The following is a 24,387-nucleotide window of genomic DNA, read 5'->3' as shown; positions in this document are numbered from 1 at the left end:
CCCTTGACGAGCATTCTGGGTAGCTGGCGCATCCGGTGTCAGAAGACTTTGGTCACGCCGTAGTACGCGACGATGTCGTCGGCGTCGGTTCCGGAACTGGTCAGCACTGCATACGAGCGCAAAGACGATGCGCCGACACAGTTGTCGATCTTGATGTGGATGTCCTTGAGCGTCACACGGGCCGAGGTCCCCTTGAAGGACTTCTTGTCGACGACGACGTTGGTGACCGTGCCGGGGCGCGGATCGACTTCGATCTGGCCCTGGACCGGGAAACTGATGGAGCCGGGCAGCGACAGGCCGCCGGTGCCGAGGCTGGCGTTACCCAGGCTCGCGCCGACCGAACCGATCAGCTTGACCTTGTCCATCTCGACCCCGCAGCCGACCTGGTATCCGGCCTCCAGCGTTCCGCCCGACACCGAGCCCGTGGTGGTGCCGGTGAATGTGCCGCCGACCACCCAGTCGCGCGAGGACAGCGACGTCGTCAGCGGTGCCACCGGCAGCTGCGTCTCGTCCTTCGCGACCACCGTGAGGGTGCGGCCGTCGGGTGTCTTGGCGATACCGGGAACCTCGGAGGCGACGGCGCCGTTGTCCGGTGGTGGGGGAGGAGCACCTGCGTCAGCGACGGGCGGCGCCGCCGGATCGGCCGGGTCGGCCAACGCGAGCGGGGTCGCTCCCATCGGGATCAGCATGCAAACTGCAGCCGCGGTGGCAAAGCGATGCAACATATCCTGTCGGCGCCTTCCGTCTGTCACTGGTGAAATGTCTGTGAGAGATGATTGATTTGTTGGGTGTCCGGTCGGTGAACGCGGCGTCAACAGTCAACGCCCTGGATTCGACCACTGGGCGTTCTCGCGGTAATGCAGGTAGTGCATTTCGGCTGCCCACCACCACGTCCGTGACGGGCAGCCGAGTGCGAGAACGACGATGTGAAGTTGTTAAACGGCTTTCGTGACGCCGAGGTAGGTGACCACGTCGTCGGTGTTGTCGGTCGAGCTGGTCAACGTGGCGTATGAGCGGATGAAGGACTGGCCCGCACAGCCATCGATCTTGATCCGGAAGCCGGTGATGGAGATGCGCGGCGCAGTGCCCTTGAACGACTTCTTGCCGACCGGCACGATGTTGACGACACCCGGCTTCAGGTCGATCTTCATCTGGTACGACGCCGAAAGGCCAAGAGTGACGGGCAACAGCGAGCCGTTGACGACCGGGATGCCAACGCCGGGGGTGATACCGCCGGTCGCGATGGACTCGATGTCGTCTTGGATGATGCCGCAACCGATTTGGTAACCGGCCTCCAGTGTGCCGCCGGCCAGTTTGGTGCTGCCGCCACCGTCAACCGATCCGGTGAAGGTGCCGTCGACGAGGTACTCGCGTGACCACGGCGAATTGGTCAGGGAAGCGACGGGTTCCATGGACTCGTCCTTGCCCGACACATTGAGAACCCAGCCGTCGGGCGTCTTGAGAACTCCGGGCGCAGCCGACGGCACCGGTCCCGCCGGGCCGTTGGGCACCGGGCCTGCGTTGGCAACAGGTGCCACGTTGGGATCTGCCGGCGGGTCGGCCAGCGCCAGCGGAGCCGCCCCGATTGGGGCCAGCAGGCATACTCCGGCCAATGCGGCAAAGCGTTTCAACATGTCGTGTTGGCGCCTCTCGTAGTTGATAACCACTGTGTCGTTCGGAGGAATCATTGAGTTGGAGGGTGTCTGAATGGTTAACGCTGCCAAAACAACTCCCGCCCGGTTACCGTCTACCGTGCGTCATTTCGTCCCGTAGCCGCTCAGACGGGTGCGGTTGGGTCTCAAGGGAATACCAACTGCGTACAGCGCCGGTGAAGGAGACACCCGATGGATCCCCTGGCGGTGCCCGTTGTTCGGCAGCCGTTCACCATCCCGACAGATATCCCGTTGATCATCGTTCTGTCCTGACCCTGTGGAGCCCTGACGGCACGGATTCCGGGTGGGGCTGGTTTGGAACTTCCAGCCGGACGGTTCGGGGGAGCCCACGATCCAGGAGGAAGCAATGAGATCACTGCAACACGGCCGGATTCTGACTGCCACCCTGCTGGTGTCGGGCTCGGCTCTGCTGTGCGCACCGGCTGCGTTTGCCGATCCTGATGCGCAGACCGACCAGCCGGCACCCGCGCCCGGCACTGTCGCGGCGGTTGTCGCCGCTCCGCCACTGGATGCACCGCCGCCGGATGCGGCTCCTTCCAGTGCGGTACCCGACGCCTGCAAGCAATTCGGGATGGCGCTGGACCATGCGTCGTCGTATTACGAGGACTTTGCCTACGACTCGGCCGGCGGCGGCAACAGCGTCAACTACGACGATCCGAACGTTGCAAACGCAAATGTCTACGGCCGCACCGCATTGCGTGAGTCCGCGGCCGCCGCCATGTCGGCAGCGTCGGCGCCGGGTCTACCCAATGACATCGCGGCCCCCATGCGGTCATGGTCGTTGCGGGCCACGAAGCTGTTGATAATCATGGGAATTCGTGGCGGCGGTGACTCGTTGAACTCGACCGCAAACGATATGAACACCGACGCCAACAATGTGCAGATGGCGTGTGCGATGAACGGCGCGCGCGCCTGACCCGAATATCAACCCGCTCAACCGAAATCGGCCCCCTCCTTTCGGAGGGGGCCGATTCGTGTTCTGACGGGTTATCCGCCTGCGCCGCCGGTGCCGCCCTTGCCGCCGGTCGGGCCGAGGCCGCCGGAGCCGAGCTGGCCGCTCTTGCCGGAAGTGGCGCCGCCCTTGCCGCCGGTGCCGCCGTTGCCGCCCTTGCCGCCGGAGATCACGCTGCCACCGCCGGTGGCGCCGGTGCCGCCCGCACCACCGGTGCCCGTGGTCGCGCCGTTGCCGCCGTTGCCGCCGGCACCGCCTGAGCCACCGCTGAAGCCGCCGAAGCCGCCGAGGCCGCCGTTGGCGCCCTTGCCGCCCGTCGCGCCGGCGCCGCCCTTGCCACCGGCACCGCCAGCGCCACCGTTGTTACCGGCCACGCCACCCTTGCCGCCGGTGCCACCGCTGCCGCCGGCGCCCGTCGTACTGGTGCCGCCATCACCGCCGGCCGCGCCCGCGCCACCGTTACCGGCCACGCCTCCGGCGCCGCCCGAGCCACCGGTGCCGCCGTTCCCTGCAGCGCCGGTTCCGCCTGCGCCACCGACACCGCCGCTGCCACCGGCACCGCCGCTGCCCGACCCCAGGCCACCGGCACCGCCGGTGCCGCCGGTGCCGCCGTTACCACCAGTCGCGGTGCCCGCGCCGCCCGCGCCGCCGGCGCCGCCCGCGCCGCCCGCGGCGGAGCCATAGAAGCCACCCTTGCCGCCGTTACCGCCTGCGCCGCCGTCGGTTCCGGCCGCGCCGCCGCCGTAGCCCGCGCCGCCGGCGCCGCCCGCACCCGCGGAGCCGCTGCCGAGGACAGGCAGGCTCGCGGCGTCTCCGCCGTTGCCGCCCTTGCCGCCCGCCACACCGGCGGTCGTGCTGGCGCCCCCGGCCCCGCCGGAGCCGCCGCTACCGGCGAACGGTCCGGCGTTGCCGCCGTTACCGCCGGCACCGCCGGCGATGCCCTTTCCGCCGTTGCCTCCGCCGCCGCCGAACAACGCGCCGCTGGAGGAGCTGCCGGCGATCAGGCCGCCGTTGCCGCCGTTGCCGCCCTTTCCGCCGTTGATGCTGGCGCTGGTGGCGTCGCCGCCGTTGCCGCCGTTGCCGTACAGCCCGGCGCTCCCGCCGTTGCCGCCGTTGTAGCCGTTGCCGCCGTTGCCCATCAGCAGGCCGCCGCGGCCACCGTTGCAGGAGGCGCTGGCGCACTGGGTGTCGGCGGCGCTGTAGCTGTAGCCGTTACCGATGAGCAAGCCGCCGTTGGGGTGCTCGGCGGTGCCGTTCCCGATGAACTGGCCGACCAGGTTGTTGGCGGCGTTGGCCGATGCCGCGGCCGTCGGGGCAGCCGCCTTGGAGTTGTTGCCGGCGAGGCTGTTTCCGAAGAGCAGCAGATCCGACTCGGTTGACGTGAGTTTGTACGCCGGCGACGCCACCGCTGTGGAGGCATCGGTGGTGGCGAACAACACGGCCGCACCCACCATCGCCGCACCGGCGACGCCCGTGGTGACGAAGGCTGGCGCAGCCACCCGGAGCGATTTCTTGCGGTGTTTGGACAAGGTCGAATTCCCTTCGAAGAAGACGTTCAGTCCGGCAAATGCGCCGAGTGGTCCCTGACAGAGAAATCCAAGGAGACAACCCTTACCCCGGACTGGACCCCACTTGGCGCGCTGCCGAACTTCGTGCAAACGCCAGCTGAACTCAACCTGTAAAAGCCGTCGTAGTGGCTATTTGCAGAGTTCGGCGATCTTGCTGTTCGTCTTCTCCGCGTCGCTTAGCCGCTCGGCTTGCTTCGGGTCGGTGTTGGCGACACCGGCTAACGCGTTCATCGAAATATCCTGCAACCCGGTCGCGAAGCCGCGAATCGCGTCGGCCAGATCGCTCGGCGTGGCCGGGCTCAGGTGCGCGAGAAGGTAGGTCGCACCGCCCGCCATGGCCAGCCGCGCGTTGGCCGCCACCCCCTGAACCTCGGCGCCCGGATCGGCGTGGGTCTGCAATGACACCGCTGCACTGACTGTGCGGTAGGCGTCGCACGCATTGGCTTTCGGGTCACCGGTCTGCGGTGCGGCGGTCGGCAGTGGATTCGAGGGAGTCGGCCGGAACAACGCCCATCCGGCGAGTGCCACCGCAATCAGTGCGATCACCAGCGCGACGGGAGCGAGCCAGCCCACCGACGACTGGGATTGGTGGGTGGGACGGTGCGATGTCGACGTCGTGGCGTCAATATCGTCGGTCGGCTCCGGCATACCCACGATCCTAATCACGGGCCGCGGCAAAGCCGTAAAAGCGTATTCTGGCAGCGGAAAGCCTTTGGGGTATATCGATGACGATGCGTTGGGGGCGACGGCCGGTGTGGTTGATGGTTGCCGCCGGGCTGGTGGCCGGGGCCGTAGCCGCAGTGCCTGCCGCCGTGGCGCAGGGCTGCCCGGCCGGGCACGTCAATAACGAGTACACCGGTCAGTGCTATCTCGAGGGCAGTGCCCCGACCATCAACGGCGTGCCGTGTGTGGCGAGCAATCTTGGTCTGTGCCAATCATTTCGGCAGAATCAGCAGCCGCCGAGAAAGCCCTACACCGCAATCGGTTAACTGCGGGTCAACGTCTTCGTCATCAGCCGTTGCATCCAATTCGGCGATATCTGCGACAGTGCGGCCAACACGGTGGTCTGGCGGCCCACCGGATAGTGCACCCTGGCCAGTCGGCTGCGGCGGTGTGTCGCCGCGTAGACCGCGGCGGCCACGTCGTCAGGCTGTAGGTTGACGCCCAGCGACTTGGTGCTGCCGGTCTCGACGCCGTCGGTCATGGCGGTCTTGACGAACAGCGGCCACATCGCCAGCACCCGGATTCCGTATCGGCGCCATTCGAGTTCCAGCGCCTCGGTCAGCGCGCGTAGCGCGAACTTGGTTGCCGAGTAGGTGGCGAGCTCCGGCTGGCCGTACAGCGCTGAGGCCGAACACATGTTGACCACCTGGGCGCCCGGGGTGTCGCGCAGGTAGGGGAACGCGGCATGCAACCCGGTCAGCGCGCCGGTGAAGTTGATGTCCACCATCTGCCGGTGCACGTTGAGCGGAACGTCGGCGAACGGACCGGTGGTCAGGACTCCGGCATTGTTCACCAGGACATCGAGTGTGCCTGTGCCGCCGGTGAATTCACGCAGTCGGGCCGACCACTGATCGGCATTGGTGACGTCGAGCTCGCCGATCGCGACATCGCCTCCGAGTGCACGGATCTCCTCGCGCAGCCCGGTGAGCCCGTCGAGGTCGATGTCGTATGCGCCCACCCAGTAGCCGTTTCGGGCGAAGGTCAGTGCGGTCGCCCGCCCGATACCCGCAGCGGCTCCGGTGATGAAGACGCCGGGTGCGCTCATGTCACACGACTTTCAGGTGCCGGACGTGGACCTCGGGTTCGGAGGCGATGCGATCGTTGGCCGCGGCCATCGCGGTGTCGACGCGCACGGCTGCGGTCTGGCAGGCTGCGGTGGCCTTGCGGCCCAGACCTCCCACATCGTCGGCGGCGTTTCGGAGATACGCCGTCAGCGTGACGCGCAGCCGGTCGCCGACCAGGGCCAGACGATTGCGGAACCGATCGTCGACCGTCACGGTGACGTAGGGCAGTTCGAGCTTGATCATGAGCGCCTCCAGAGCCGTTCTTGTCGAATGTAGACGAAGTCGGCAGCGAGTCGGGCACGTGCGGTCAGGGTCGCACGCCGATCGTCGTGGAGTTCAGGTACTCCTCCCGCGGCGACGTCGACATCGGTCATTGCACTCACCCCTGGTCGCATGCAAGCCTGTCACCCGAAACCGAGAATCCGATTCTCGCACGAGAGGAACGCCATGGGTACGGCCGCCAAGGGATATGTCATCTTGACCGAGGACATCAAGGACCCGGAGGGGATGAAGGCCTACGGCAAAGCCGCGGGCGCCGCGATGGGTGGTGTCAGGGTGCTCGCCGTCGATGCCAAACCGCAAGTGCTCGAAGGTGATTGGCACGGACACCAGACAGTGGTGCTGGAGTTCGAGTCGGTAGAAGCTGCGAAGGCCTGGTACGACTCGGACGCCTACCGCGCTGCGCGGGAGCTGCGGCGCGCGGCCGCCGACACCAACGCGGTGATCCTCTCCGGGTTCTAGCCCCAGGCGTGCTCGGCGCCCCTCTGGCGATACCAGTCGATCAGGTCCGGGTCGTCGATCGAACGCGGGTCGAGTGATACGTCGGTGTGCCCGGCCATGATCGCGGTCACCGGTACCTCCAGTTTTTTGCCGGTGCGGGTGTGCGGGATCCCGGGAGCGGAAATGATGTCGTCGGGCACGTGACGCGGAGAGAGGCTGGTGCGGATCGCCGAGCGGATGGTGTCGGCGAGCTCGTCGTCGAGCACCCGCCCCGGCGCCAGCGTGACGAACAGCGGCATCCAGTAGGCGCCGTCCGGTCCGTCGATGCCCAGTACGAACCCCTCGGTCACCGCATCGATCGCCTCGACCACCTCGTAGATGTCAGCCGAGCCCATTCGTATCCCGTGCCGGTTGAGGGTGGCGTCGCTTCGCCCGTGGATGATGAGTGAACCGCTGTCGGTGACGGTCACCCAGTCGCCATGCCGCCACACGTGCGGTGCCGTTCCGTCTGCCCATTCGTGATCGAAATACGCTGCGCGGTAACGGGACCCGTCATCATCGTTCCAGAATCCCACCGGCATCGACGGCATCGGCACAGTGATCACCATTTCGCCTACGTCGTTGACCAGCGGCTCTCGTTGCGGTGACCAGCTGTAGAGAGCCACCCCGAGGTAACGGGTGGTCAGCTCTCCCGGCACCACTGGCATGCCTGCGGTGCCGCCGGCGAAGGCGGTCACCACGTCGGTGCCGCCGCTGATCGAGGAGACCGCGACGTGCTCACCGACGTGCTCACGCACCCAATCGAACAGGTCGGCCGGCAGCGGTGATCCCGTGCTGCCGATCGTCGTCAGGAGGCGCAGATCATGTTGGGCGCCCGGATGCAGGTCGGCCTTGCGTGACGCCAGCAGATGGCCGGGACTGGTGCCGAAGTAGGTGACCTTCTCGTCTTCGAGCAACTGCCAGAGCCGGTCGGCATCCGGGCACAGGGGGTGCCCGCTGTAGCAGACAACTGTCGAGCCGCACAGTAGTCCTGCGATCCGGAAATTCCACATCATCCAGCTCAGCGCGGTCTGCCAGAAGAAGATGTCGTCGGACCCCAGATCTCCATGTAGCGCAGCCGCTTTCAGATGTTCGAGCACGACACCGCCGTGGCCGTGCACGATCCCCTTCGGCCGGCCGGTGGTGCCGGAGCTGAAGAGCACCCACAGGGGATGGGCGAACGGGACGGCGGTGACCTCGGGGTCGACCGGATGGGCCACAATCGCGCGGTAGTCGTCGCTGTCGAGCAGCACCAGGTGCGGCCGGCCGGGCAGCAGGGTCAGTAACTCGTCGGTGTCGTTGCGCTTGTCGAACCAGCGCCCGTTCAGCCGGTACCCGTCTGCGCTGAACAGCACCTTGGGTTCCAGTTGCGCCAGCCGTGATGCGGCACCCTGCGGTGCGTAGTCCTGCCCACAAGCCGACCAGACCGCCCCGAGCGCCGCGGTCGCCAGGAACGCGATCATCGCCTCGGCGACGTCGGGCAGGTATCCCGCCACGCAGTCCCCGGTCTGTACCCCGAGCCTGCGCAGTTCGGCAGCCACCGCGCCGACCCGGCCGGCAAGCTCGCTCCAGCCGATCTCGGTACGGGTGCCGTCTTCGTCGATGCCGACGATCGCCGCACCGGGGCGCCCGGTATGGCGAAGGATCTGGTCGAGGTAGTTCAGCCGGACGCCGGGAAACCAGACGGCGCCGGGCATCGTGGCGTCGGCGAGCACCGCCTCGTCGCCGGACGCGGGACCAACCTCGGCGCGCACGTCAAAGTGCTCCCACAGTGCGCGCCAGAAACGAGCGGGATGGTCGACCGACCACTGCCACAGCTCGGCGTAGCCTCCGCCGGGGGCGCCGTGGCGTGCCGCCGTGGTCGAGGCGAACTGCTTCCACTGGGGTTCTGGGCCCGGCATCGTGATCCTCGCGTCCGCTGGGTAAACGTCACTCGCTGTCGCGCCCACTCAACAAGTACCGCTCTGAGCAGTCAACCCCGCGACACAAACCGCCGCGAAGATGTTCGCGGTGCGGTAATTGATCGCCCAGCTGTCCACTTGGTGAACGCTAGGATCCTTGGCTGTGACCGACAAGCCCACTGTGGTTGCGCGTGTCGCCGCGTTGCTGGGTGCGGTCGGGGCCGCGGAACCTGCTGGGGCATCGACGACGGAGGTGGGCAAGGCCGCCGCGCTCGCCCGTCCGACCGCCCATCGCCTGCTCACCTCGCTGGCCGAGGTCGGGCTGATCGACCGGGACACCAAGACCGGGCGATGGCTGCTCGGCCCCGAGATGTATCTGCTGGGCGCTGTTGCCGCAAACCGGTACGACGTCACCGACAAGGCCCGCGAGGTGGTCGCCCGCCTTGCCGCCGAGACCGGTGAGAGCGCCTTCTTCTCGGCGAGGCGCGGCGATGAGACGGTCTGTCTGCTCAGCGTCGAGGGCAGTTTCCCGCTGCGGTCCCACGTCCTGCGCGAGGGCATCAGGTTTCCGCTCGGGGTGGCCTCGGCCGGGCTGGCAATCCTGAGCCACCTGCCCGCCGAGGAGGTCGATGACTTCTTCTTGCGGGCGGTGCCCGCGGCCGATTGGGGTGACGAGCACACCGAGGAGTCGATCCGGGCCAGGATCGAGGCGACCCGCCTCACCGGATACGCGGTGAACCCGGCGTTGATCGTCGAGGGCAGCTGGGGCATCGCGGCGGCGGTGTTCGACCAGAACGGCAGGCCGGCCTGGGCGCTGAGCCTCACCGGGGTCGAAACCCGCTTCAGACCCGACCGGCGCCAGGAACTCGGCACACTGCTGCTTGAGCAGGCGCACCTGCTCTCCGGGCGGCTCAGCTCGTAGGGTCGACTGCCTCACCAGCGTCTTCCGCGAATTCTGCACATGACTTGCCCAAAGCGGTATTGGCATTCTCATAAACTGCAAGTACGGTATCCACCGATGGACCACCTATCCCACACGTCGTCGGGAATCCCGCTGCAGCCGGTGTACGGACCGGCCGACCGCAGTGGCGATCCCCCCGCGCCGGGCGCGTTTCCGTTCACCCGGGGCAATTTCTCCAGCGGCTACCGCGGACGGTTGTGGACGTTCCGCCAGTATTCCGGCTTCGGCACCGCCGAGGAGTCGAACGAGCGCTATCGCTACCTGCTCGAGCAAGGCGGTACCGGACTGTCGGTCGCCCTGGACCTGCCGACCCAATGTGGCTACGACTCCGACGATCCGGAGTACGGGGAAGAGGTCGGCCGGGTCGGTGTCGCGGTCGACACCCTCGCCGATGCCGAGATCCTGTTCGACGGGATCCCGCTGGACGCCATCAGCACCAGCTTCACCATCAACGGCACGGCCGCGATCCTGTTGGCGTTCTATGTCGCCGCCGCGGAGAAAAAGGGGGTGCCGCGCGAAAAGCTGACCGGCACCATCCAGAACGACATCCTCAAGGAGTACGCCTCGCGCGGAACGTGGATCTGGCCGCCGGAGCCGTCGCTGCGCCTGATCGCCGACACCATCGAGTTCTGCGCGGCCGAGGTACCGCGGTTCAACGCGATCTCGGTCGCCGGCGCGCACTTCCGCGACGCCGGCGCCAACGCCGTACAGGAGATGGCATTCACCCTCGCCGACGGTGTCACCTACTGCGACACCGTCGTCGAGCGCGGCCGGATGACGATCGACCAGTTCGCGCCACAGATCTCGTTCTTCTTCTACACTCACGGCGACTTCTTCGAGGAGATCGCCAAATACCGTGCGGGACGGCGTCGTTGGGCGACGATCGTGCGGGAGCGGTGGGGAGCCAAGACCGACAAAGCCGCGATGTTCCGGTTCGGCTGCGTCTCGGGCGGGGCGTCGTTGTACGCGCCGCAGGCGCAGAACAACCTGGTGCGGGTGGCCTATGAGGCGTTGGCCTCGGTACTCGGTGGCGTGCAGTCGATGTTCACCGCGGCCTGGGACGAGCCGTTCGCGCTGCCCAGCGAGGAGTCCGCGACGCTGGCGCTGCGCACCCAGCAGATCCTGGCTTACGAGACCGGGGTGGCCCGGGTGGCCGACCCGCTCGGCGGCTCCTACTTCGTCGAGGCGCTCACCGACGCCACCGAGGAACGGATTATCGAGATCATGTCCGACCTCGAAAAGCACGGCGGCATGGTGCAATCCATCGAGGATGGTTACCTGCAGGGCCTGATCGCCGACGAGGCCTACAAGATCCATCAGGACGTCGAATCGGGCGTCCGGCCGGTGGTCGGGGTGAACAAATTCGTCGTCGACGAGCCCGCCCCGGACCTGGCCACCTACGAGCTCGACGCCGAGGGCCGTGACAAGCAGCTGCGGCGGCTGGCGAAGGTGAAGGCCGAGCGCAGTGAGCTCGCAGTGAAAGAAGCCCTTGCCGCACTGGCCCGTTCAGCGGAAGGTGACGACAATCTGATGCACAATCTGATCGACTGCGCCAATGCCTACTGCACGGTGGGAGAGATGGTCTCCACGCTGAAGTCGGTGTGGGGCGAATTCCAGCAACCGGTGGTCTTCTAGTGAGCGCTCGCATTCTCGTTGCCAAGCCCGGTCTGGACGGCCATGACCGCGGAGCCAAGATCGTGGCCCGCACCCTTCGTGACGCCGGCTTCGAGGTCATCTACACCGGCATCCGCCAGCGCATCGAAGACATCGTGTCGATCGCACTGCAGGAAGATGTTGCGGTGGTGGGGCTTTCGATCCTGTCTGGCGCGCACCTGGCGTTGACCAAGCGGACCGTCGACGCGCTGCGGGACGCCGACGCCGGCGACATCGCGGTGATCGTCGGCGGCACGATCCCGCAGAGTGACGTGGCCAAGTTGCTGGAAGTCGGTGCCGCGGCGGTATTTCCGACCGGGACGTCGCTGGAGACCCTGGTGACCGACGTCCGTGCTCTGACCTCAGAACAGGTGGGGTGAGTGATGCGTCTTGGAGTGATGATCGGCGCCGAGCGGGGCGATATGGCCCGCAAGGTGAAGAAGCTCCTCGAAGACATCGAGTGGGCCGAGGCCGCCGGCTTCGACACCGCGTGGATGCCGCAGGTGCCCAACGACTACGACGCCCTGACGATGGTGGCTCAGATGGGCGCCCGAACCTCGCGTATCGAGTTGGGCACAGCGGTGGTACCGCTGCAGGCACAGCACCCGATCGCACTCGCCCGCCAGGCGCTGTCGGTGCATGCCGGCAGCGGCAACCGGCTGGCGCTGGGCGTGGGACCGTCGCACCACTGGATCATCCGCGACATGCTGGGGCTGCCCTACGAGAAGCCGGCGTCCTACACCCGCGACTACCTCGAGGTGCTGAACGCCGCGCTGGCAGGCCCGGGTGATGTGGACGTCGAGAACGACACCTTCACGGTGCACAATCCGACTGTGCTGCAGGCGGAGTCGCCGCTACCGGTATTGCTGGCTGCCCTGGGTCCGGTGATGCTGCAGATCGCGGGTGAACTCACCGACGGCACGGTGCTGTGGATGGCCGACGAGCGCGCGATCGGCGACCACATCGCGCCGCGGATCACCAAGGCCGCCGACAACGCAGGCCGGCCCGCTCCGCGCATCGTCGCCGGAATCCCGGTGTGCCTGTGCGCGAACTCCGAGATCGAGGCGGCCAAGGACCGGGCCAACCGGATCCTTGCCGAGGCCGAGACGTCGCCCAACTACCAGAAGCTGCTCGACCGCGGCGACGCACGCAACGTCGGCGACCTGTGCGCGGCCGGCGACGAAGAGGCAATCCTGGCCCGGTTCCGCGCGTTCGCCGACGCCGGAGTCACCGACCTGTCGGTGCGCCTGCTGCCGATCGGGGAGACCCGGGACGAGTTGGTGGCGTCGAAATACCGCACCCGCGAGGTGATTGCGCAACTCGGCGCCGAGGTGCGATGAGCACCGCCGCTCCACTATCCGGCGTTCGAATTCTTGAGGTCGGCACCATGCTGGCCGGGCCGTATGCCACCATGCTGCTCGCCGATCTCGGTGCGCAGGTCATCAAGATCGAGCCGCCCGGCGGGGAGATCTCCCGTCAGGTCGGGGACAGCTATTTCGCCAGCCTGAACCGCAACAAGCGCAGCGTGTGCCTGGACCTGGCCTCCGAAGCCGGCCGCCAGCGCCTCGGTGAGCTGGTCGCGGAATCCGATGCGCTGCTGGTCAATATGAAGCCCTCGGTGATCCGGCGGTTAGGGCTCACCTATGAGGCGCTGCGCGCGCACAACGAGAAGATCGTGTGTGTCGCGCTGACGGGCTACGGCCTCGCCGGCGGCGACGACCCCGCCTTCGACTACGTGATCCAAGCGGCCACCGGCGTGGCCGCGATGACCGGTGACCCGGATGCGCCGCCGACTCTGCCGGGCTACTCGTCGGCCGACAACTCCACCGGGTTGACCGCGGCGCTGGGACTGCTGGCGATGATCGTCTCCGGGCGGGGTGGGCAGGTGGACGTCTCGCTGCGCGACGTGATGTTCTCGCAGCTGAACTATCGGGCCTCGGCCTATCTCAACGATGGTGTGCACCCGCGTCGGCATCCGTTCGGTGCGCACTCGTTTTACGTTCCCGCGCAGCTGTTTCCGACCGCGGATGGGTATCTGGCGCTGTTCGTCACCCACGACGGCTTCTGGAAGATCTTCGCCGCCGAGGCCGGCATCGACGGCTTCCCGACGATGGCCGAGCGATCGGCGCACCGCGATGAGGTGCTGGCGATCGTGACCGCAGCGCTGGCCGCCGACACCGCGGCGGGCTGGGAGGCGCGGTTGCGTCCGTTGGGGATTCCGGCGGCTGCGGTGCGATCGCTGCCCGACGCCCTCGAGGCGACACCGGAGGTCGTCGTCACCGCGGGGGATTACCGGCTGGTCGGCAGTCCGGTGCGGGTGGTCGGATATGAACCCGACTATCTGCCGCCCCCGGTGCTCGACGAGTTTCAGTCGTCGTAGGTCACGGTCACGTCGGATTCGGGCACGCCCTGGCACGTCAGGATCAGGCCGTCGTCGATCTCGCTGTCGTCGAGGACCTCGTTGACCCGCATCGTGACCCGACCGTCGGTGAGCGTCGCGATGCAGGTTCCGCAGTTACCGGCTTCGCAGCTGTAGGGCGGGGTCAGTCCGGCGCGTCGGGCGGTCTCCAGCACCGTCTCGCCGTTGTTGACCGGCATGGTCACCGTCTTACCGTCCAGCGTGATCGTCGCCGTGCTCACTTCTCTCCTCAGCGTTCGCGCAGTATCATTCTACCCAGATGAGAATACAGTTCTCTACTGGCGATAGTATGTTCTCGTTTGTTGACCTGTAGATGGGATTGTCACTGACCATGTGCGAGCGGACTGAGCCGTGAGCGACGTGAGAGTGCTTGCCTTCGAGGACCGCATCTACACACGATCTCAGGTCGATGCGCTGTCTGCGGGATTGGCAGGCACTCTCGCGAGCCGTGGCGTGCGGGCCGGGCAGCGCATCGCGCTGATGTCGTCGAACCGGCCCGAGTTCATTTTCGCCGTGCACGCCATCTGGCGCCTCGGTGCGTCCGCGGTGTTGATCAGCCCAGCCTGGAAAGCGGCCGACATCGGCCATGCGCTCGACGTATCCCGCGCCGACCATGCCGTCGGTGACAGCCCGTTGTTGGCCGACCTGATGCCGATGCTCAGCCTCGACGATCCGATCAGCCCGGGGGAGCCCTCCCCGGTGGAGTACGCGGCTGACTCCGATGCCGTACTGGTGTTCAGCTCGGGGACCACGGGTATGCCCAAAGCGGTTCGGCACACTCATGGTTCGCTGGCCGCGAGCATCCGGCACTGGCGTCAGGCTCTTGGCCTGACGGCAGTCGATCGCATGCAGATCGTCACACCGCCGTCGCACATCCTCGGCCTGCTCAACATCGCCACCGTGCTCGACGCCGGCGCGTGGATGCGGCTGCATCGCCGGTTCGACATCGACACCATGCTGCAGTGCATCCAGGATGACCGCATCACCGTCGAAATGGCCGTCGCGCCAATCGCATTGGCGATCGCTTCGCATCCGAAGCTCGACACCTACGACCTGTCGTCGCTGCGCTACATCATGTGGTGCGCCACCCCGGTCACCACCAGCGTCGCCGAGGCCGTGACCGAACGCACCGGCGTCGGCTGGATCTCGGCATACGGCACCAGCGAGGTACCGGTGATCGCGTGCTGCCCGCGCGATATGGCCCGGCTCGACACCGTCGGGCGGCCGATCCCCGCGGTGCGCATCGTGTCGACGGATACCGGCGAACCGGTCGGGCCGGGCGCGGTCGGCGAGATCCAGGTGCGCTCGGAATCAGCGATGGCCGGCTACCTGCCCGCCGAGGCCACCGACGAGGCGTTCGACGACGGCTGGTATCGCACCGGGGACCTCGGTTTCCTGGACGACGGCTGGCTGCGAATCACCGACCGGCTCAAGGAAATGGTCAAGGTGCGGGGCTTCCAAGTCGCTCCCGCCGAGGTCGAGTCGGTGCTGCACGGCCATCCCGCCGTGGCCGACTGCGCGGTGTTCGGTGTGCCCGACGAGGCGGACGGTGAGGCCGTGATCGCCGCGGTCACCGTCGCCGAGCCGGTGAGCGCCGAGGAGCTGGACGCACTGGTCGCCCAGAAGCTGGCGTCCTACAAACGTCCCCGCGACATCGTTTTCGTGCCCGAAATCCCGCGCCTGCCATCGGGCAAGGCGTTGCGGCGAGTTCTCAAGGAGCAGTATGGATGCACGCCTGACCAGTGAGCAGCAGCAGCTGCGCGATGCCGCCGCTCGGCTGGCCGACGACTTCGGGCCGGGCTCCGTCGCGGACCTGGACGACCAGCAGCGCCGGGCGCGGCTGGCCAAGACCGTCGACGCGACCGGCTGGCGGTCGCTTCGTTCCGACGGTGCCAGCGGCGTCGAAGTCGCCTTGGTGGCCGAGGAATTCGCCCGTGGTCTGGTCGACGTGCCGTTCCTCGGGCCGGTGCTCGCCGACGATCTGTACCGCCTGCTGGCGGCCGACCCGGTGCCGGCGACCATCGCGGTCGGTGACACCGTGATCGACGCCGACGGGGCCGCCGCCGCGATGCGGCTGACCGGTCACACCGTCGACTCGATCGGTGTCGGCGCGGCCCGCGACGGCGCGGACCTGACCCGCGTCACCGCCGCCGCCTCCGGCTCACCGGACACCGTTGGGGAGCTGACCGCCGAGCAGGCGCAGCGCTGGTACGCCCTGGCGCTGGCGGTGACGACGGCCGACCTGGTCGGAGCGGCACGCGGCACCCATACGCTGGCAACCGAATACGCGAAGGTGCGCGAGCAGTACGGCTCAGCCATCGGTTCCTACCAGGCTGTCGCCCACATGCTGGCCGAGGGCCTGGCGCTCATCGAGGGGTCGGTGAGCGTGCTGCGCCACGCCGCTTGGGCTGTCGACGAGCTGCCCGCAGAAGAAGCAGTGGAAGCCGGCCGGGTCGCCAAGATCTACTCCGCACGAGCCGCACTCGCGGTGTGCGAGATGTCGATCCAGGTGCACGGCGGCATCGGCAACACCTGGGAGTGCCTGGCCCACGTCTATCTGCGCCGGGTGCTGGCCGCCACCGAGACCTGGCCAGTCAAGTTGGAGGAGTTGACCATTGGACTTTCGTGATTCGCCGGACGAGGCCGCCTTCCGGGAGCGGTTGCGCGGCTGGCTGACAGAGCAGAAGGGCAAGTTCCCGACCTCGGGCGACGCCTACTGGGCCAAGGCGGGGGACTGGCACCAGGCGCTCTACGCCGCCGGGTTCTTCGGCACCTCGTGGCCGTCGGCGTATGGCGGCCAGGGCTTGCCACCCGTGTTCGACGTGATCGTCGACGAGGAGATCGCCAAGGCCGGGGCGCCCGCGCGCCCGAGCCTGGGCTACCTGGTGGTCGGTCTGAGCCATCACGGCAGCGAGGAACTGCGGCAGCGCTTCCTGCCCGGGATGATCAACGGCACCGAGCGCTGGTGCCAAGGCTTTTCGGAGCCCGGGGCCGGATCGGACCTGGCCTCGCTGACCACGACCGCGACCCGAGACGGCGACGAGTACATCGTCAACGGTCACAAGATCTGGACCAGTTACTCCGACTGCGCCGACTGGTGCCTGGTGTTGGCCCGGACCGACAAGGAGGCGGCGAAACACAAAGGCATCTCGGCCTTCATCGTCACGATGCACCAGCCCGGGATCGTCCAGCGGCCACTGAAGATGATCAGCGGTGTCACCAAGGAATTCGGTCAGGTCGAATTCGACGGCGCGCGGGTACCCGCCGCGAACATGGTCGGCGCACCAGGTGACGGCTGGAAGCTGGCGATGACCGTGGTCAGCCACGAGCGCGAGCCGTCGACGCTGGGGTTCTCTGCGCGGTACGGAAAGCTGGTGCGTCAGATGGCGTCCCGGGTCGAGGGCCCGGCCCCCGACGAGCTGGCGTGGGCGTGGGTGCAGACCGAGATGTTGCGCCTGCACGTGCGCCGGCGTCTGTCCGAGCAGCTCGACGGCATCAAGCACGGACCGGACGGGTCGCTGGACAAATTGTTGATGACCTGGACCGAGCAGTCGGTAGGACATGCCGCGTTGGCCACTGTCGGCACCGACGATGAGGAGTTGTTCGGCGCCTACCTCTACAGCCGTGCCCAAAGCGTGATGGGCGGCACGTCACAGATTCAGAAGAACATCATCGCCGGACGAATTCTTGGACTGGGAGTTTAACGACATGTACGACATGCCAGACGAAATCGACGTGCAGGCCGACGGTCCGCTGCGGATCATCACACTGAACCGGCCCGACGAGCTGAACGCCGTCAACGACAACCTCCATGTCGGACTTGCCAAGATCTGGGAGGCGCTGGGCGAGGATGCCTCCGCGCGGGCGGCGGTGATCACCGGTGCGGGCCGGGCGTTCTCGGCCGGCGGCGACTTCACCTACCTCGACGAGCTGCGCAACGACGAAGCGTTGCGGCAGAAGACGATCAAGCACGGCCGTGATCTGGTGATCGGTATGGTCCGCTGCCGCATCCCGGTGGTCGCGGCCGTCAACGGCCCGGCGGTCGGGCTGGGCTGCAGCCTGGCCGCACTGTCCGACGTCGTGTACATCGCCGAGAACGCGTTCTTCGCCGACCCGCACGTGTCCATCGGTCTGGTCGCCGCCGACGGCGGGCCGCTGGTGTGGGGATCGCAGATCAGCCTGCTGCAGGCCAAGGAGTTCGCGCTGACCGGGGTGCGGATCACCGCGCAGCGCGCAGTCGAACTCGGGCTGGCGAATCATGTTGTGGCCGATCCGGTCTCGGAGGCGATCGCCTGCGCAAAGAAGATCATCGAACTCCCGCAGCAGGCGGTCGAGGCCACCAAGCGGCTGATGAACATCCAGCTGGAGAAGTCGGTGATGGCCTCGCTGGACTACGCCAACCTCGCCGAATACGTGTCGTTCGGCACCGCCGACTTCAACAGGATCGTCGACGGCTTGATCGCCAAGAAGTAGATCGCGACAGTAACGCCACGGTGAGAATTCCGGCCGGAGTCCGCCGTGGCGTTACTGTCGGCGCGGGCGCTACTTCGGCGGGAAGCGCAGCGCACCGTCCAGTCGAATGGTCTCGCCGTTGAGGTAGTCGTTCTCGGCGATCGACAGTGCCAGTGCGCCGTACTCGACCGAGCGTCCCATTCGCTTCGGGAACGGCACCTGCGGGCCCCAGTACGCCTCCAGTTGGTCGGCGGCCTTCCCGTAGGCGGGGGTGTTGATGGTGCCCGGCGCGATCGCCATCACCCGGATGCCCAACGGTGAAAGGTCGCGTGCGGCAACCAGAGTCATCGCCACCACGCCACCCTTGGCGGCCGAGTAGGGCAGTTGTCCGATCTGGCCTTCATACGCCGCGATAGATGCGGTATTGATGATCACCCCGCGAGCCCCGTTGTCGTCGGGCTCCTGGCGCGCCATCGCGGCCGCGACATGACGCATCACGTTGAACACCGCGGTCAGGTAGAAGGTGATGGTCTTGGTAAACGCCTCCAGCTCCATCGGGGCGCCGTCCTTGCCGACCAGCCGGCCCCCGCCGGCCGGGCCGCCGTGGGTGTCCACCGAGATGCGCAGCGGCCCCAGTTCTTCGGCGGCGGAAATGGCGGCCAGCACATCGTCGTCGTTGGTGACATCGGTGCGGACGTAGGGGATGGCGAGCTCGGCGGCAAGTTCCTTGCCCTTGTCGTCGGCCAGGTCGGCGATCACTACCTTGACACCGGCCGCGTGCAGTTTGCGCACGGTCGCCTCGCCTAGGCCACCTGCACCACCGAAGACGACGGCGGAACTCCCACTGATCTGCATAGCGTTACCCTTCTTGCAACTGACGCTCTCTAGTTGAGAGAATAGTATTCTCATACCGACCGGATTTGGTCAATCACGTAGGGACGTAGCGTTGCCCTCTATGGATGTCGCCGAGCTGATCACCGCGGCCCGCGGCGGGAACATGCGCGCGGTCGGGCGGCTGCTGAGCCTCGTCGAGAGCGACCGCCGCGACGAGGTGCTCACCGAGATCGGCCGGGCCGTGGTCCCGGTGGTGGGCGTGACGGGCCCGCCCGGTGCGGGCAAGTCGACCACGATCGCGGTTCTCGTCGCGGCGTATCGCGAACGCGGACAACGGGTTGCGGTGCTGGCCGTGGATCCGTCCTCGCCCTACAGCGGGGGCGCGTTGTTGGGGGACCGGATCAGGATGGCGCAACACATCAACGATCCCGACGTGCTGATCCGCTCGGTGGCCACCCGCGGCCATCTCGGTGGCCTGGCCGCCGCGGTGCCCGCCGCGATCCGGCTGCTCGGCGCGCTCGGCTTCGACGTCGTCCTGCTCGAGAGCGTCGGGGTCGGGCAGTCGGAGATCGAGATCGCCGCCGTCGCCGATCCGACGATCGTGATTCTCAATCCCGGTGCGGGGGATGCGGTCCAGGCCGCTAAGGCGGGCCTGCTCGAGGTCGCAGACCTGGTGGTGGTGAACAAGGCCGACCGAGAGGGTGCCGCTCAGACGGTGCGCGACCTGAAGTTCGAGACGCACGTACCGGTGCTGACACTGGTCGCCGCCCGGGCCGAGGGGGTGGGGGAACTCGTCGAGGCGATCGAGGCCCACCGGCGCGCCGACACCGCCGAGCGCCGCACCGCACGAGCCCGCGCGCAGGTGTTGTCACTGGCGCAGAGCCGGCTGCATCGCCATCCGGATCTCGACGCGCTGGCACAAGCCGTCGCCGACGGAAGCCGTGATCCGTACAGTGCCGCGGAAGCCTTGATCGCTCAACCGGTTTCTCCCGCGGTCGAGCGGTGAACCGGCTTACTTACGGGCGAATCCCTGCGAGCAGAACGTCCACACTTCGTCCCCGCTGATCGGCGTGTGGACGTTCTCGTCGTCCTCGACCCCGCTGGACTGGGCGATGAACATGATGGTCTGCATCGTCATCGCCGCCATCCGGCGAGGGTTGGCGTCTTCCCTCAACTCGCCGGCAGCGGACGCCTCGTCCATCAGTTCGGCGAACAGCGCCACCAGCGGTGCGTGAGCGACCTTGACCTCATTGGGATGCGAGATCAGCAGCTGGGGGGCGAAGTCGGTGAACAATGGCCGGCGCGCGGTCGGATCCGGCCGGGACAATTCGAACAGCAGAGTGACGGCGACCTTGAGCCGGTCCAGCGGATCGGTCTGAGCCGACGTCGCGGCCCGGATCTGGTCGGCGGCTCGGCTCAGCGCATCCTCGAACAGGGCGAGCAGTAGCTCGTGCTTACCGTCGAACTGCAGATAGAAGCTTCGTAGCGACTGTCGGGACCGGTCGACGACTTCCTGCACGGTGAAGTCGGTGCTGCCCTTTTCGGTGATGATCGCCTGCGCGGCATCGAGGAATCGCTGCACGCGCTGCCCGGCGCGCACCTTGGCGGTCCGGATAGACCGCTCGACGGCGCGCTGCTTCCAGGCAGGCTCTTCGCTCGGGCTGTTCACTGCCGGGCTCGAGACGTGCGGATGCGGTTTCCGATGTTGCTCACGGTAAGAGAGTACTACTCTCAGCGACGAGAATTATGTTCTCAATTCAATACTGACCAAAATTTTTGTTCCGGCCAGTCTAACGGGTGACCAGCGCATTCGCCGCCATGGCGTACGTCACAGATTTCCGAGCCGTGGAGCCTGACCCAGCGACCTGATCGCCGACCCGGCTTCCCTGGTCAGATCACGTGCCGAGCCGAGCAGCCCGTCGAGCACGAATATTCGCTTTACGTGCCGGTGCAGGTCGTGCTCGTCGGTGAACCCGATACCGCCGAGAACCTGCTGACAGTGCTTGGCCGCGGTCAATGCCGCCTGACCAGCAGCCGCCTTACCCAACAGACAGGCCAGATCCGTGCCCTCGCTCTGGGCCACCGACAAGGCCGCTTCGGCGCCCTCGACGGCGACCAGGGTCTCGGCGAGCCGGTGGCGCACCGCCTGGAACGACCCGATCGGACGGCCGAACTGGACCCGGTCGACGGCATGCTGGCGTGCCAGCCTCAGCATCGCCCGGGCGGAACCGGTCAGCCACCAACCCAGCGCGAGGCGGCCCCTGGCCACCGGCACCTCCGAGCCGGTGTCGACGGTGCCGATCGGCAGTTCGGGATCCATCGCCGAGCGCACGCCGTCGGTGCGCTCCCACCTCACCCAGCGCCCACCGGTGTACGGCAGCGCGATGGTGCCGCCCGGCGCGCGCCCGGTAGACGCGAGTACGACGTCGTTGATCACACCGGCATGCGTGCCGGTCTCGCCCAACAGCCGGAACACCAAGCCCGTTGCCTCAGCCGGGATCTCGTCGAGCATCTCCAGCCAGCCGAGGTCGCGCAGAACATCCTCGACATTGGGGGTTCCCTCCACCGCCGCGGCGCTCATCGACTTTTCGAGCGTGTCGGCCAGCATTCCCAGTTCGCCGTCGTCCACGTCTCACTCCTTCCCGAGATCGAGAAGCCGGCGGGCGATGATGTTGCGCTGGATCTCCGCGGTGCCGCCGTAGATGGTGGCCGAGCGCGAGTACAGGAACTCCGAACGCCAGGGCGTCTCGTCGAGCTCGAGCACCCCGGGCAGCACATCCCGTGCGGTGTCGTAGAGGCGCTGTTCGGCACCGGCCAGCAGCACCTTGTCGATCGAGGTCTCCGGCCCCAGCTTCGCCCCTTCGGCGAAGCGGTGCTGGGTCGCCGCCGACCTGCAGCGCACGGTGTGCAGTGCCAGGTAGGCCGCGCCGAGCTCAGCGTCACCGGCGTCGGTCTCGTCCGCGATCAGGCGGTCCAACCGGGTGAACAGGTAGGAGATCCGCTGCCAGAAACAGGTGGATCGCTCGAATGGCAACAGGTCGTTGGCCAGCCGCCAGCCATCGCCGGGATTGCCGAGCATGCGATCGGCCGGCACCACCACGTCGTCGAAGTACACCTCGCAGAATTCGTCCACGCCGTGCATGGTGTGCAGCGGCCGCACCGTGATGCCGGGGGAGTCCATGTCGACGAAGAACGCGGTGATGCCCTCGTGTTTAGGCGTTTCCGGCGAGCCGGTCCGGGTCAGCAGGACGCAGCGCTTCGAGAACTGGGCGAAGCTGGTCCACACTTTCTGGCCGTTGATCACCCACGCGTCGCCGCGCAAGGTGGCCTTGGTGCTCAGCGATGCCAGGTCACTGCCTGAGCCGGGCTCGGAGAAACCCTGGCACCAGTGCTCGTCGCCGCGCAGATAGCGCGGCACCATCTCGGCGGCGAGTTCCGGCCGCGCGTACGAGATCATGGTCGGCACAAGGACTTCCATCATCGAGTACGGACCAGGCTCGGCGATGTTGCGACCGAGGACCTCCTCGGCGACGATCATCCGCATGATCACCGAGCCGCCCAGACCGCCTACTTCTTCCGGCCAGCCGTAACGCATCCATCCGGCGTCGTAGAGGGCTCGGCGTACCCGGCTCATCTGCTCGATATGGGCGGGCAGCGAATGATCCGGGCCGGGGCTCAGATCGTGCGCGTCGAGCCAGGCTCGCAGGTCGTTGCGGAATTCGTCGGCGGTCGTGCCGGATTCGGCTGCCGTGGTCATCCGCCGGCCGGCCGGCCGATCGCGTGCGGGCGGCCCGAATCGTGCACACCGGTGCGCCGGATGAACGTCATCGCGCGGGTGTTCAACCGCCACCCCTTCTCGGTCCGCAGGTAGGTGTCGCGGTAGTAGCCGATGCGCATGTCGTGCGCCGAATGCTCGATGAAGCACAGCGGCTGGGTGCCGGTGGCCTTGTCGGGGTCGTTCTCGTCGAATTCGACCAGCGACTCGCCGGTCATGAACAGCCCTTTGGGTGCGGCGTCGACGAGCTCGGGGAACCGTCCCAGTGAATAGGTTTCGCCGAACGCGCTGTAGGTGCCGTCTTCGGTGAAGACTTTCACCAGATTCTCGACATCCAGCTGGGTGATGGTCACCGCGTAGCGGGCGAGCAGTTGCTGGATCTCGACGATGTCGTCAGTCCGTTTTGTTGACATAGACCTTCCCGCCTTTCATGACGAAGGTGACGTTCTGGGTGACGGTGATGTCGGACAACGGATCACCGGGCACGGCGATGATGTCGGCGAGCAGTCCTTCGGCGATCCGGCCCCGGTCGGTGACGTTGATCAGGTCGGCTCCGACGACGGTGGCCGCCCGCAGCACCGCGGCCGGCGGCATCCCCCATTCCACCAGGGTCACCAGTTCATCGGCGTTCTTGCCGTGCGGGATCGCGGGTGCATCGGTGCCGACCGCGATCTTCACCCCGGCCTCGTAGGCGGCCTTGATCGACGTCTCCGCCTTCGGGAACATCTCGGCAGCCTTGTCCTGCAACACCTTCGGTGCGTGCGAGACATCCATCGCCTGGGCGAGCCGGCGGGTGGTCACCAGAAAACGATCATTGTCGACCAGCATCTGGATGGCCTCGTCGTCCATCAGGAAGCCATGCTCGATGCAGTCGATCCCGCACGCCACCGCATGCTTGACGGCCTCGGCGCCGTGGGTGTGGGCGGCCACCCGCAGCCCGCGCCGGTGCGCCTCGTCGACGATCGCCCGCAGTTCCTCGTCCGAATAGTGTTGCGCCCCTGCCTCACCGGTCAGCGACATCACGCCCCCGGACACGCACACCTTGATCAGCTGCGCGCCGTGCTTGATCTGGTAGCGCACTGCCTTGCGGACCTCGTCGACGCCGTTGGCGATACCCTCCTCGACGGTCAGCTCCAGGGCGCCCGGCATGAACGCGGCGAACATGGTCGGGTCCAGATGCCCGCCGGTCGGCGTGATGGCATGCCCGGCAGGCACGATCCGCGGACCGTCGATCCAGCCCGCATCGATCGCCTTGCCCAGCGCGACGTCCAACAGGTAGCCGCCGGTCTTCACGAACAGCCCGAGGTTGCGCACCGTGGTGAAACCCGCGCGCAGCGTGCGGCGGGCATTGCCGACCGCGCGCAACACCCGGGTGGGCGGATCATCCTGTACCTGCGAGAGGCCGGGGTTCTCGCCCCGGCCGCCCATCAGGAGGTTGACCTCCATGTCCATCAACCCCGGAAGGAGGATGGCGTCTCCCAAATCGATGACATCGGAGCTCTCGTCGACTTCGCCCCCGACGGAGACGATCCGGTCGCCCTCGACCTTCACGATGCCTGGGCGGACGATCTCACCCGCGTCGACGTCGACGTACCCGGCTGCCTTGAGGGTCGTTGCGCGTGGCGACGAGCCGCTTGCGCGAAGAGCAGACAA

The 24,387-nt window shown here is 67.2% G+C and carries 27 protein-coding genes; 13 read left to right on the top strand and 14 right to left on the bottom strand.

Annotated features, from left to right (window positions below):
• Window positions 1–38: 38 nt before the first annotated feature.
• Window positions 39–725 carry an MspA family porin gene (locus G6N32_RS19325; protein ID WP_115320963.1) on the bottom strand — a complete coding sequence of 229 codons (687 nt, stop codon included), beginning with the start codon at window positions 723–725 and terminating at the stop codon, window positions 39–41.
• Window positions 726–935: 210 nt separating this feature from the next.
• Entirely contained in the window at window positions 936–1,634 is a 699-nt protein-coding gene (locus G6N32_RS19320; protein WP_163789340.1) for an MspA family porin, read from the bottom strand.
• Between the two features lie 385 nt (window positions 1,635–2,019).
• Here G6N32_RS19320 and G6N32_RS19315 point away from each other — a divergent pair, with 385 nt between their 5' ends.
• Window positions 2,020–2,589: an Rv2240c family protein gene (locus tag G6N32_RS19315; protein ID WP_115321434.1), complete on the top strand. Its 570-nt coding sequence runs from the start codon at window positions 2,020–2,022 to the stop codon at window positions 2,587–2,589.
• Between the two features lie 71 nt (window positions 2,590–2,660).
• Here the strand turns inward: G6N32_RS19315 and G6N32_RS29130 are convergent, their stop codons facing one another.
• Both G6N32_RS29130 and G6N32_RS19305 read right to left on the bottom strand, forming a co-directional pair.
• The gene (locus G6N32_RS29130) at window positions 2,661–4,124 is read right to left on the bottom strand and encodes a hypothetical protein (RefSeq protein ID WP_163789338.1); all 1,464 of its coding nucleotides are present in this window, start codon (window positions 4,122–4,124) and stop codon (window positions 2,661–2,663) included.
• 198 nt (window positions 4,125–4,322) lie between these two features.
• Complete coding sequence (locus G6N32_RS19305) at window positions 4,323–4,841, bottom strand: hypothetical protein (protein WP_115320961.1); 519 nt, start codon at window positions 4,839–4,841, stop codon at window positions 4,323–4,325.
• Between the two features lie 77 nt (window positions 4,842–4,918).
• On the opposite strand from G6N32_RS19305, the gene G6N32_RS19300 reads away from it, so the two are divergent.
• The gene (locus tag G6N32_RS19300; RefSeq protein WP_232077182.1) at window positions 4,919–5,182 is read left to right on the top strand and encodes a hypothetical protein; all 264 of its coding nucleotides are present in this window, start codon (window positions 4,919–4,921) and stop codon (window positions 5,180–5,182) included.
• Here the strand turns inward: G6N32_RS19300 and G6N32_RS19295 are convergent.
• Together G6N32_RS19295 and G6N32_RS19290 are read right to left on the bottom strand one after the other, a co-directional pair.
• Window positions 5,179–5,961 carry an SDR family oxidoreductase gene (locus G6N32_RS19295; protein ID WP_115320960.1) on the bottom strand — a complete coding sequence of 261 codons (783 nt, stop codon included), beginning with the start codon at window positions 5,959–5,961 and terminating at the stop codon, window positions 5,179–5,181. The two genes, G6N32_RS19300 and G6N32_RS19295, sit on opposite strands and share 4 nt — an antisense overlap.
• 1 nt (window position 5,962) lies before the next feature.
• Entirely contained in the window at window positions 5,963–6,223 is a 261-nt protein-coding gene (locus G6N32_RS19290; RefSeq protein WP_036344048.1) for a hypothetical protein, read from the bottom strand.
• Between the two features lie 204 nt (window positions 6,224–6,427).
• Here G6N32_RS19290 and G6N32_RS19285 point away from each other — a divergent pair, with 204 nt between their 5' ends.
• Window positions 6,428–6,721, top strand: a complete 294-nt coding sequence (locus G6N32_RS19285) for a DUF1330 domain-containing protein (protein ID WP_115320959.1) — start codon at window positions 6,428–6,430, stop codon at window positions 6,719–6,721.
• Here G6N32_RS19285 and G6N32_RS19280 read toward each other — a convergent pair.
• Window positions 6,718–8,640: an acetoacetate--CoA ligase gene (locus tag G6N32_RS19280; RefSeq protein WP_115320958.1), complete on the bottom strand. Its 1,923-nt coding sequence runs from the start codon at window positions 8,638–8,640 to the stop codon at window positions 6,718–6,720. The two genes, G6N32_RS19285 and G6N32_RS19280, sit on opposite strands and share 4 nt — an antisense overlap.
• A 163-nt stretch (window positions 8,641–8,803) precedes the next feature.
• Between G6N32_RS19280 and G6N32_RS19275 the strand changes: the two genes are divergently transcribed.
• The 5 genes from G6N32_RS19275 to G6N32_RS19255 all read left to right on the top strand — a co-directional run bounded on the left by G6N32_RS19275 (window position 8,804) and on the right by G6N32_RS19255 (window position 13,634).
• Window positions 8,804–9,562 carry an IclR family transcriptional regulator gene (locus G6N32_RS19275; RefSeq protein ID WP_115321431.1) on the top strand — a complete coding sequence of 253 codons (759 nt, stop codon included), beginning with the start codon at window positions 8,804–8,806 and terminating at the stop codon, window positions 9,560–9,562.
• A 96-nt stretch (window positions 9,563–9,658) separates the two neighbouring features.
• On the top strand, window positions 9,659–11,236 hold the full coding sequence (locus G6N32_RS19270) for a methylmalonyl-CoA mutase family protein (protein WP_115320957.1): 1,578 nt from the start codon (window positions 9,659–9,661) through the stop codon (window positions 11,234–11,236).
• Window positions 11,236–11,634 (top strand): cobalamin B12-binding domain-containing protein, encoded by a 399-nt coding sequence (locus G6N32_RS19265; protein WP_115320956.1) that lies wholly within the window; start codon window positions 11,236–11,238, stop codon window positions 11,632–11,634. The genes G6N32_RS19270 and G6N32_RS19265 overlap by 1 nt, the downstream gene beginning before the upstream one ends.
• A 3-nt stretch (window positions 11,635–11,637) precedes the next feature.
• Window positions 11,638–12,594 (top strand): LLM class F420-dependent oxidoreductase, encoded by a 957-nt coding sequence (locus tag G6N32_RS19260; RefSeq protein WP_115321429.1) that lies wholly within the window; start codon window positions 11,638–11,640, stop codon window positions 12,592–12,594.
• Window positions 12,591–13,634 carry a CaiB/BaiF CoA transferase family protein gene (locus G6N32_RS19255; RefSeq protein WP_115320955.1) on the top strand — a complete coding sequence of 348 codons (1,044 nt, stop codon included), beginning with the start codon at window positions 12,591–12,593 and terminating at the stop codon, window positions 13,632–13,634. Before G6N32_RS19260 ends, G6N32_RS19255 begins: the two co-directional genes overlap by 4 nt.
• Here G6N32_RS19255 and G6N32_RS19250 read toward each other — a convergent pair.
• Entirely contained in the window at window positions 13,622–13,894 is a 273-nt protein-coding gene (locus G6N32_RS19250) for a 2Fe-2S iron-sulfur cluster-binding protein (RefSeq protein WP_115320954.1), read from the bottom strand. The genes G6N32_RS19255 and G6N32_RS19250 overlap by 13 nt on opposite strands.
• Window positions 13,895–14,024: 130 nt before the next feature.
• Here G6N32_RS19250 and G6N32_RS19245 point away from each other — a divergent pair, with 130 nt between their 5' ends.
• Genes G6N32_RS19245 through G6N32_RS19230 form a run of 4 tightly spaced genes read left to right on the top strand, consistent with a single transcriptional unit; the run spans window position 14,025 to window position 18,146 of the window.
• Window positions 14,025–15,419 carry a class I adenylate-forming enzyme family protein gene (locus G6N32_RS19245; protein WP_115320953.1) on the top strand — a complete coding sequence of 465 codons (1,395 nt, stop codon included), beginning with the start codon at window positions 14,025–14,027 and terminating at the stop codon, window positions 15,417–15,419.
• Window positions 15,397–16,302 carry an acyl-CoA dehydrogenase family protein gene (locus tag G6N32_RS19240; protein WP_115320952.1) on the top strand — a complete coding sequence of 302 codons (906 nt, stop codon included), beginning with the start codon at window positions 15,397–15,399 and terminating at the stop codon, window positions 16,300–16,302. Before G6N32_RS19245 ends, G6N32_RS19240 begins: the two co-directional genes overlap by 23 nt.
• Window positions 16,289–17,377: an acyl-CoA dehydrogenase family protein gene (locus tag G6N32_RS19235; protein WP_115320951.1), complete on the top strand. Its 1,089-nt coding sequence runs from the start codon at window positions 16,289–16,291 to the stop codon at window positions 17,375–17,377. The genes G6N32_RS19240 and G6N32_RS19235 overlap by 14 nt, the downstream gene beginning before the upstream one ends.
• A 4-nt stretch (window positions 17,378–17,381) precedes the next feature.
• Window positions 17,382–18,146: an enoyl-CoA hydratase/isomerase family protein gene (locus tag G6N32_RS19230; protein ID WP_115320950.1), complete on the top strand. Its 765-nt coding sequence runs from the start codon at window positions 17,382–17,384 to the stop codon at window positions 18,144–18,146.
• A 69-nt stretch (window positions 18,147–18,215) separates the two neighbouring features.
• Here the strand turns inward: G6N32_RS19230 and G6N32_RS19225 are convergent, their stop codons facing one another.
• Window positions 18,216–18,980 (bottom strand): SDR family NAD(P)-dependent oxidoreductase, encoded by a 765-nt coding sequence (locus G6N32_RS19225; RefSeq protein WP_115320949.1) that lies wholly within the window; start codon window positions 18,978–18,980, stop codon window positions 18,216–18,218.
• Window positions 18,981–19,080: 100 nt separating this feature from the next.
• On the opposite strand from G6N32_RS19225, the gene meaB reads away from it, so the two are divergent.
• The gene (meaB, locus tag G6N32_RS19220; RefSeq protein WP_115320948.1) at window positions 19,081–19,965 is read left to right on the top strand and encodes a methylmalonyl Co-A mutase-associated GTPase MeaB; all 885 of its coding nucleotides are present in this window, start codon (window positions 19,081–19,083) and stop codon (window positions 19,963–19,965) included.
• A gap of 6 nt (window positions 19,966–19,971) precedes the next feature.
• Here the strand turns inward: meaB and G6N32_RS19215 are convergent, their stop codons facing one another.
• The 5 genes from G6N32_RS19215 to G6N32_RS19195 form a co-directional block, all read right to left on the bottom strand.
• Window positions 19,972–20,628, bottom strand: a complete 657-nt coding sequence (locus G6N32_RS19215; protein ID WP_115320947.1) for a TetR/AcrR family transcriptional regulator — start codon at window positions 20,626–20,628, stop codon at window positions 19,972–19,974.
• 159 nt (window positions 20,629–20,787) lie between these two features.
• On the bottom strand, window positions 20,788–21,567 hold the full coding sequence (locus G6N32_RS19210) for an acyl-CoA dehydrogenase family protein (RefSeq protein WP_115321427.1): 780 nt from the start codon (window positions 21,565–21,567) through the stop codon (window positions 20,788–20,790).
• 24 nt (window positions 21,568–21,591) lie between these two features.
• On the bottom strand, window positions 21,592–22,716 hold the full coding sequence (locus G6N32_RS19205; RefSeq protein WP_115320946.1) for an acyl-CoA dehydrogenase family protein: 1,125 nt from the start codon (window positions 22,714–22,716) through the stop codon (window positions 21,592–21,594).
• Window positions 22,713–23,147, bottom strand: coding sequence for a nuclear transport factor 2 family protein (locus G6N32_RS19200; RefSeq protein WP_115320945.1), 435 nt, complete (start codon window positions 23,145–23,147; stop codon window positions 22,713–22,715). The genes G6N32_RS19205 and G6N32_RS19200 overlap by 4 nt, the downstream gene beginning before the upstream one ends.
• Window positions 23,128–24,387, bottom strand: coding sequence for a metal-dependent hydrolase family protein (locus G6N32_RS19195; protein WP_115320944.1), 1,260 nt, complete (start codon window positions 24,385–24,387; stop codon window positions 23,128–23,130). Before G6N32_RS19195 ends, G6N32_RS19200 begins: the two co-directional genes overlap by 20 nt.

The organism is Mycolicibacterium aichiense, from assembly GCF_010726245.1.
In the GTDB taxonomy this organism is placed as follows: Bacteria; Actinomycetota; Actinomycetes; order Mycobacteriales; family Mycobacteriaceae; genus Mycobacterium; species Mycobacterium aichiense.
Note: the sequence above shows the minus strand (reverse complement) of the source record. Positions and strands in the feature narration are given on the sequence as shown.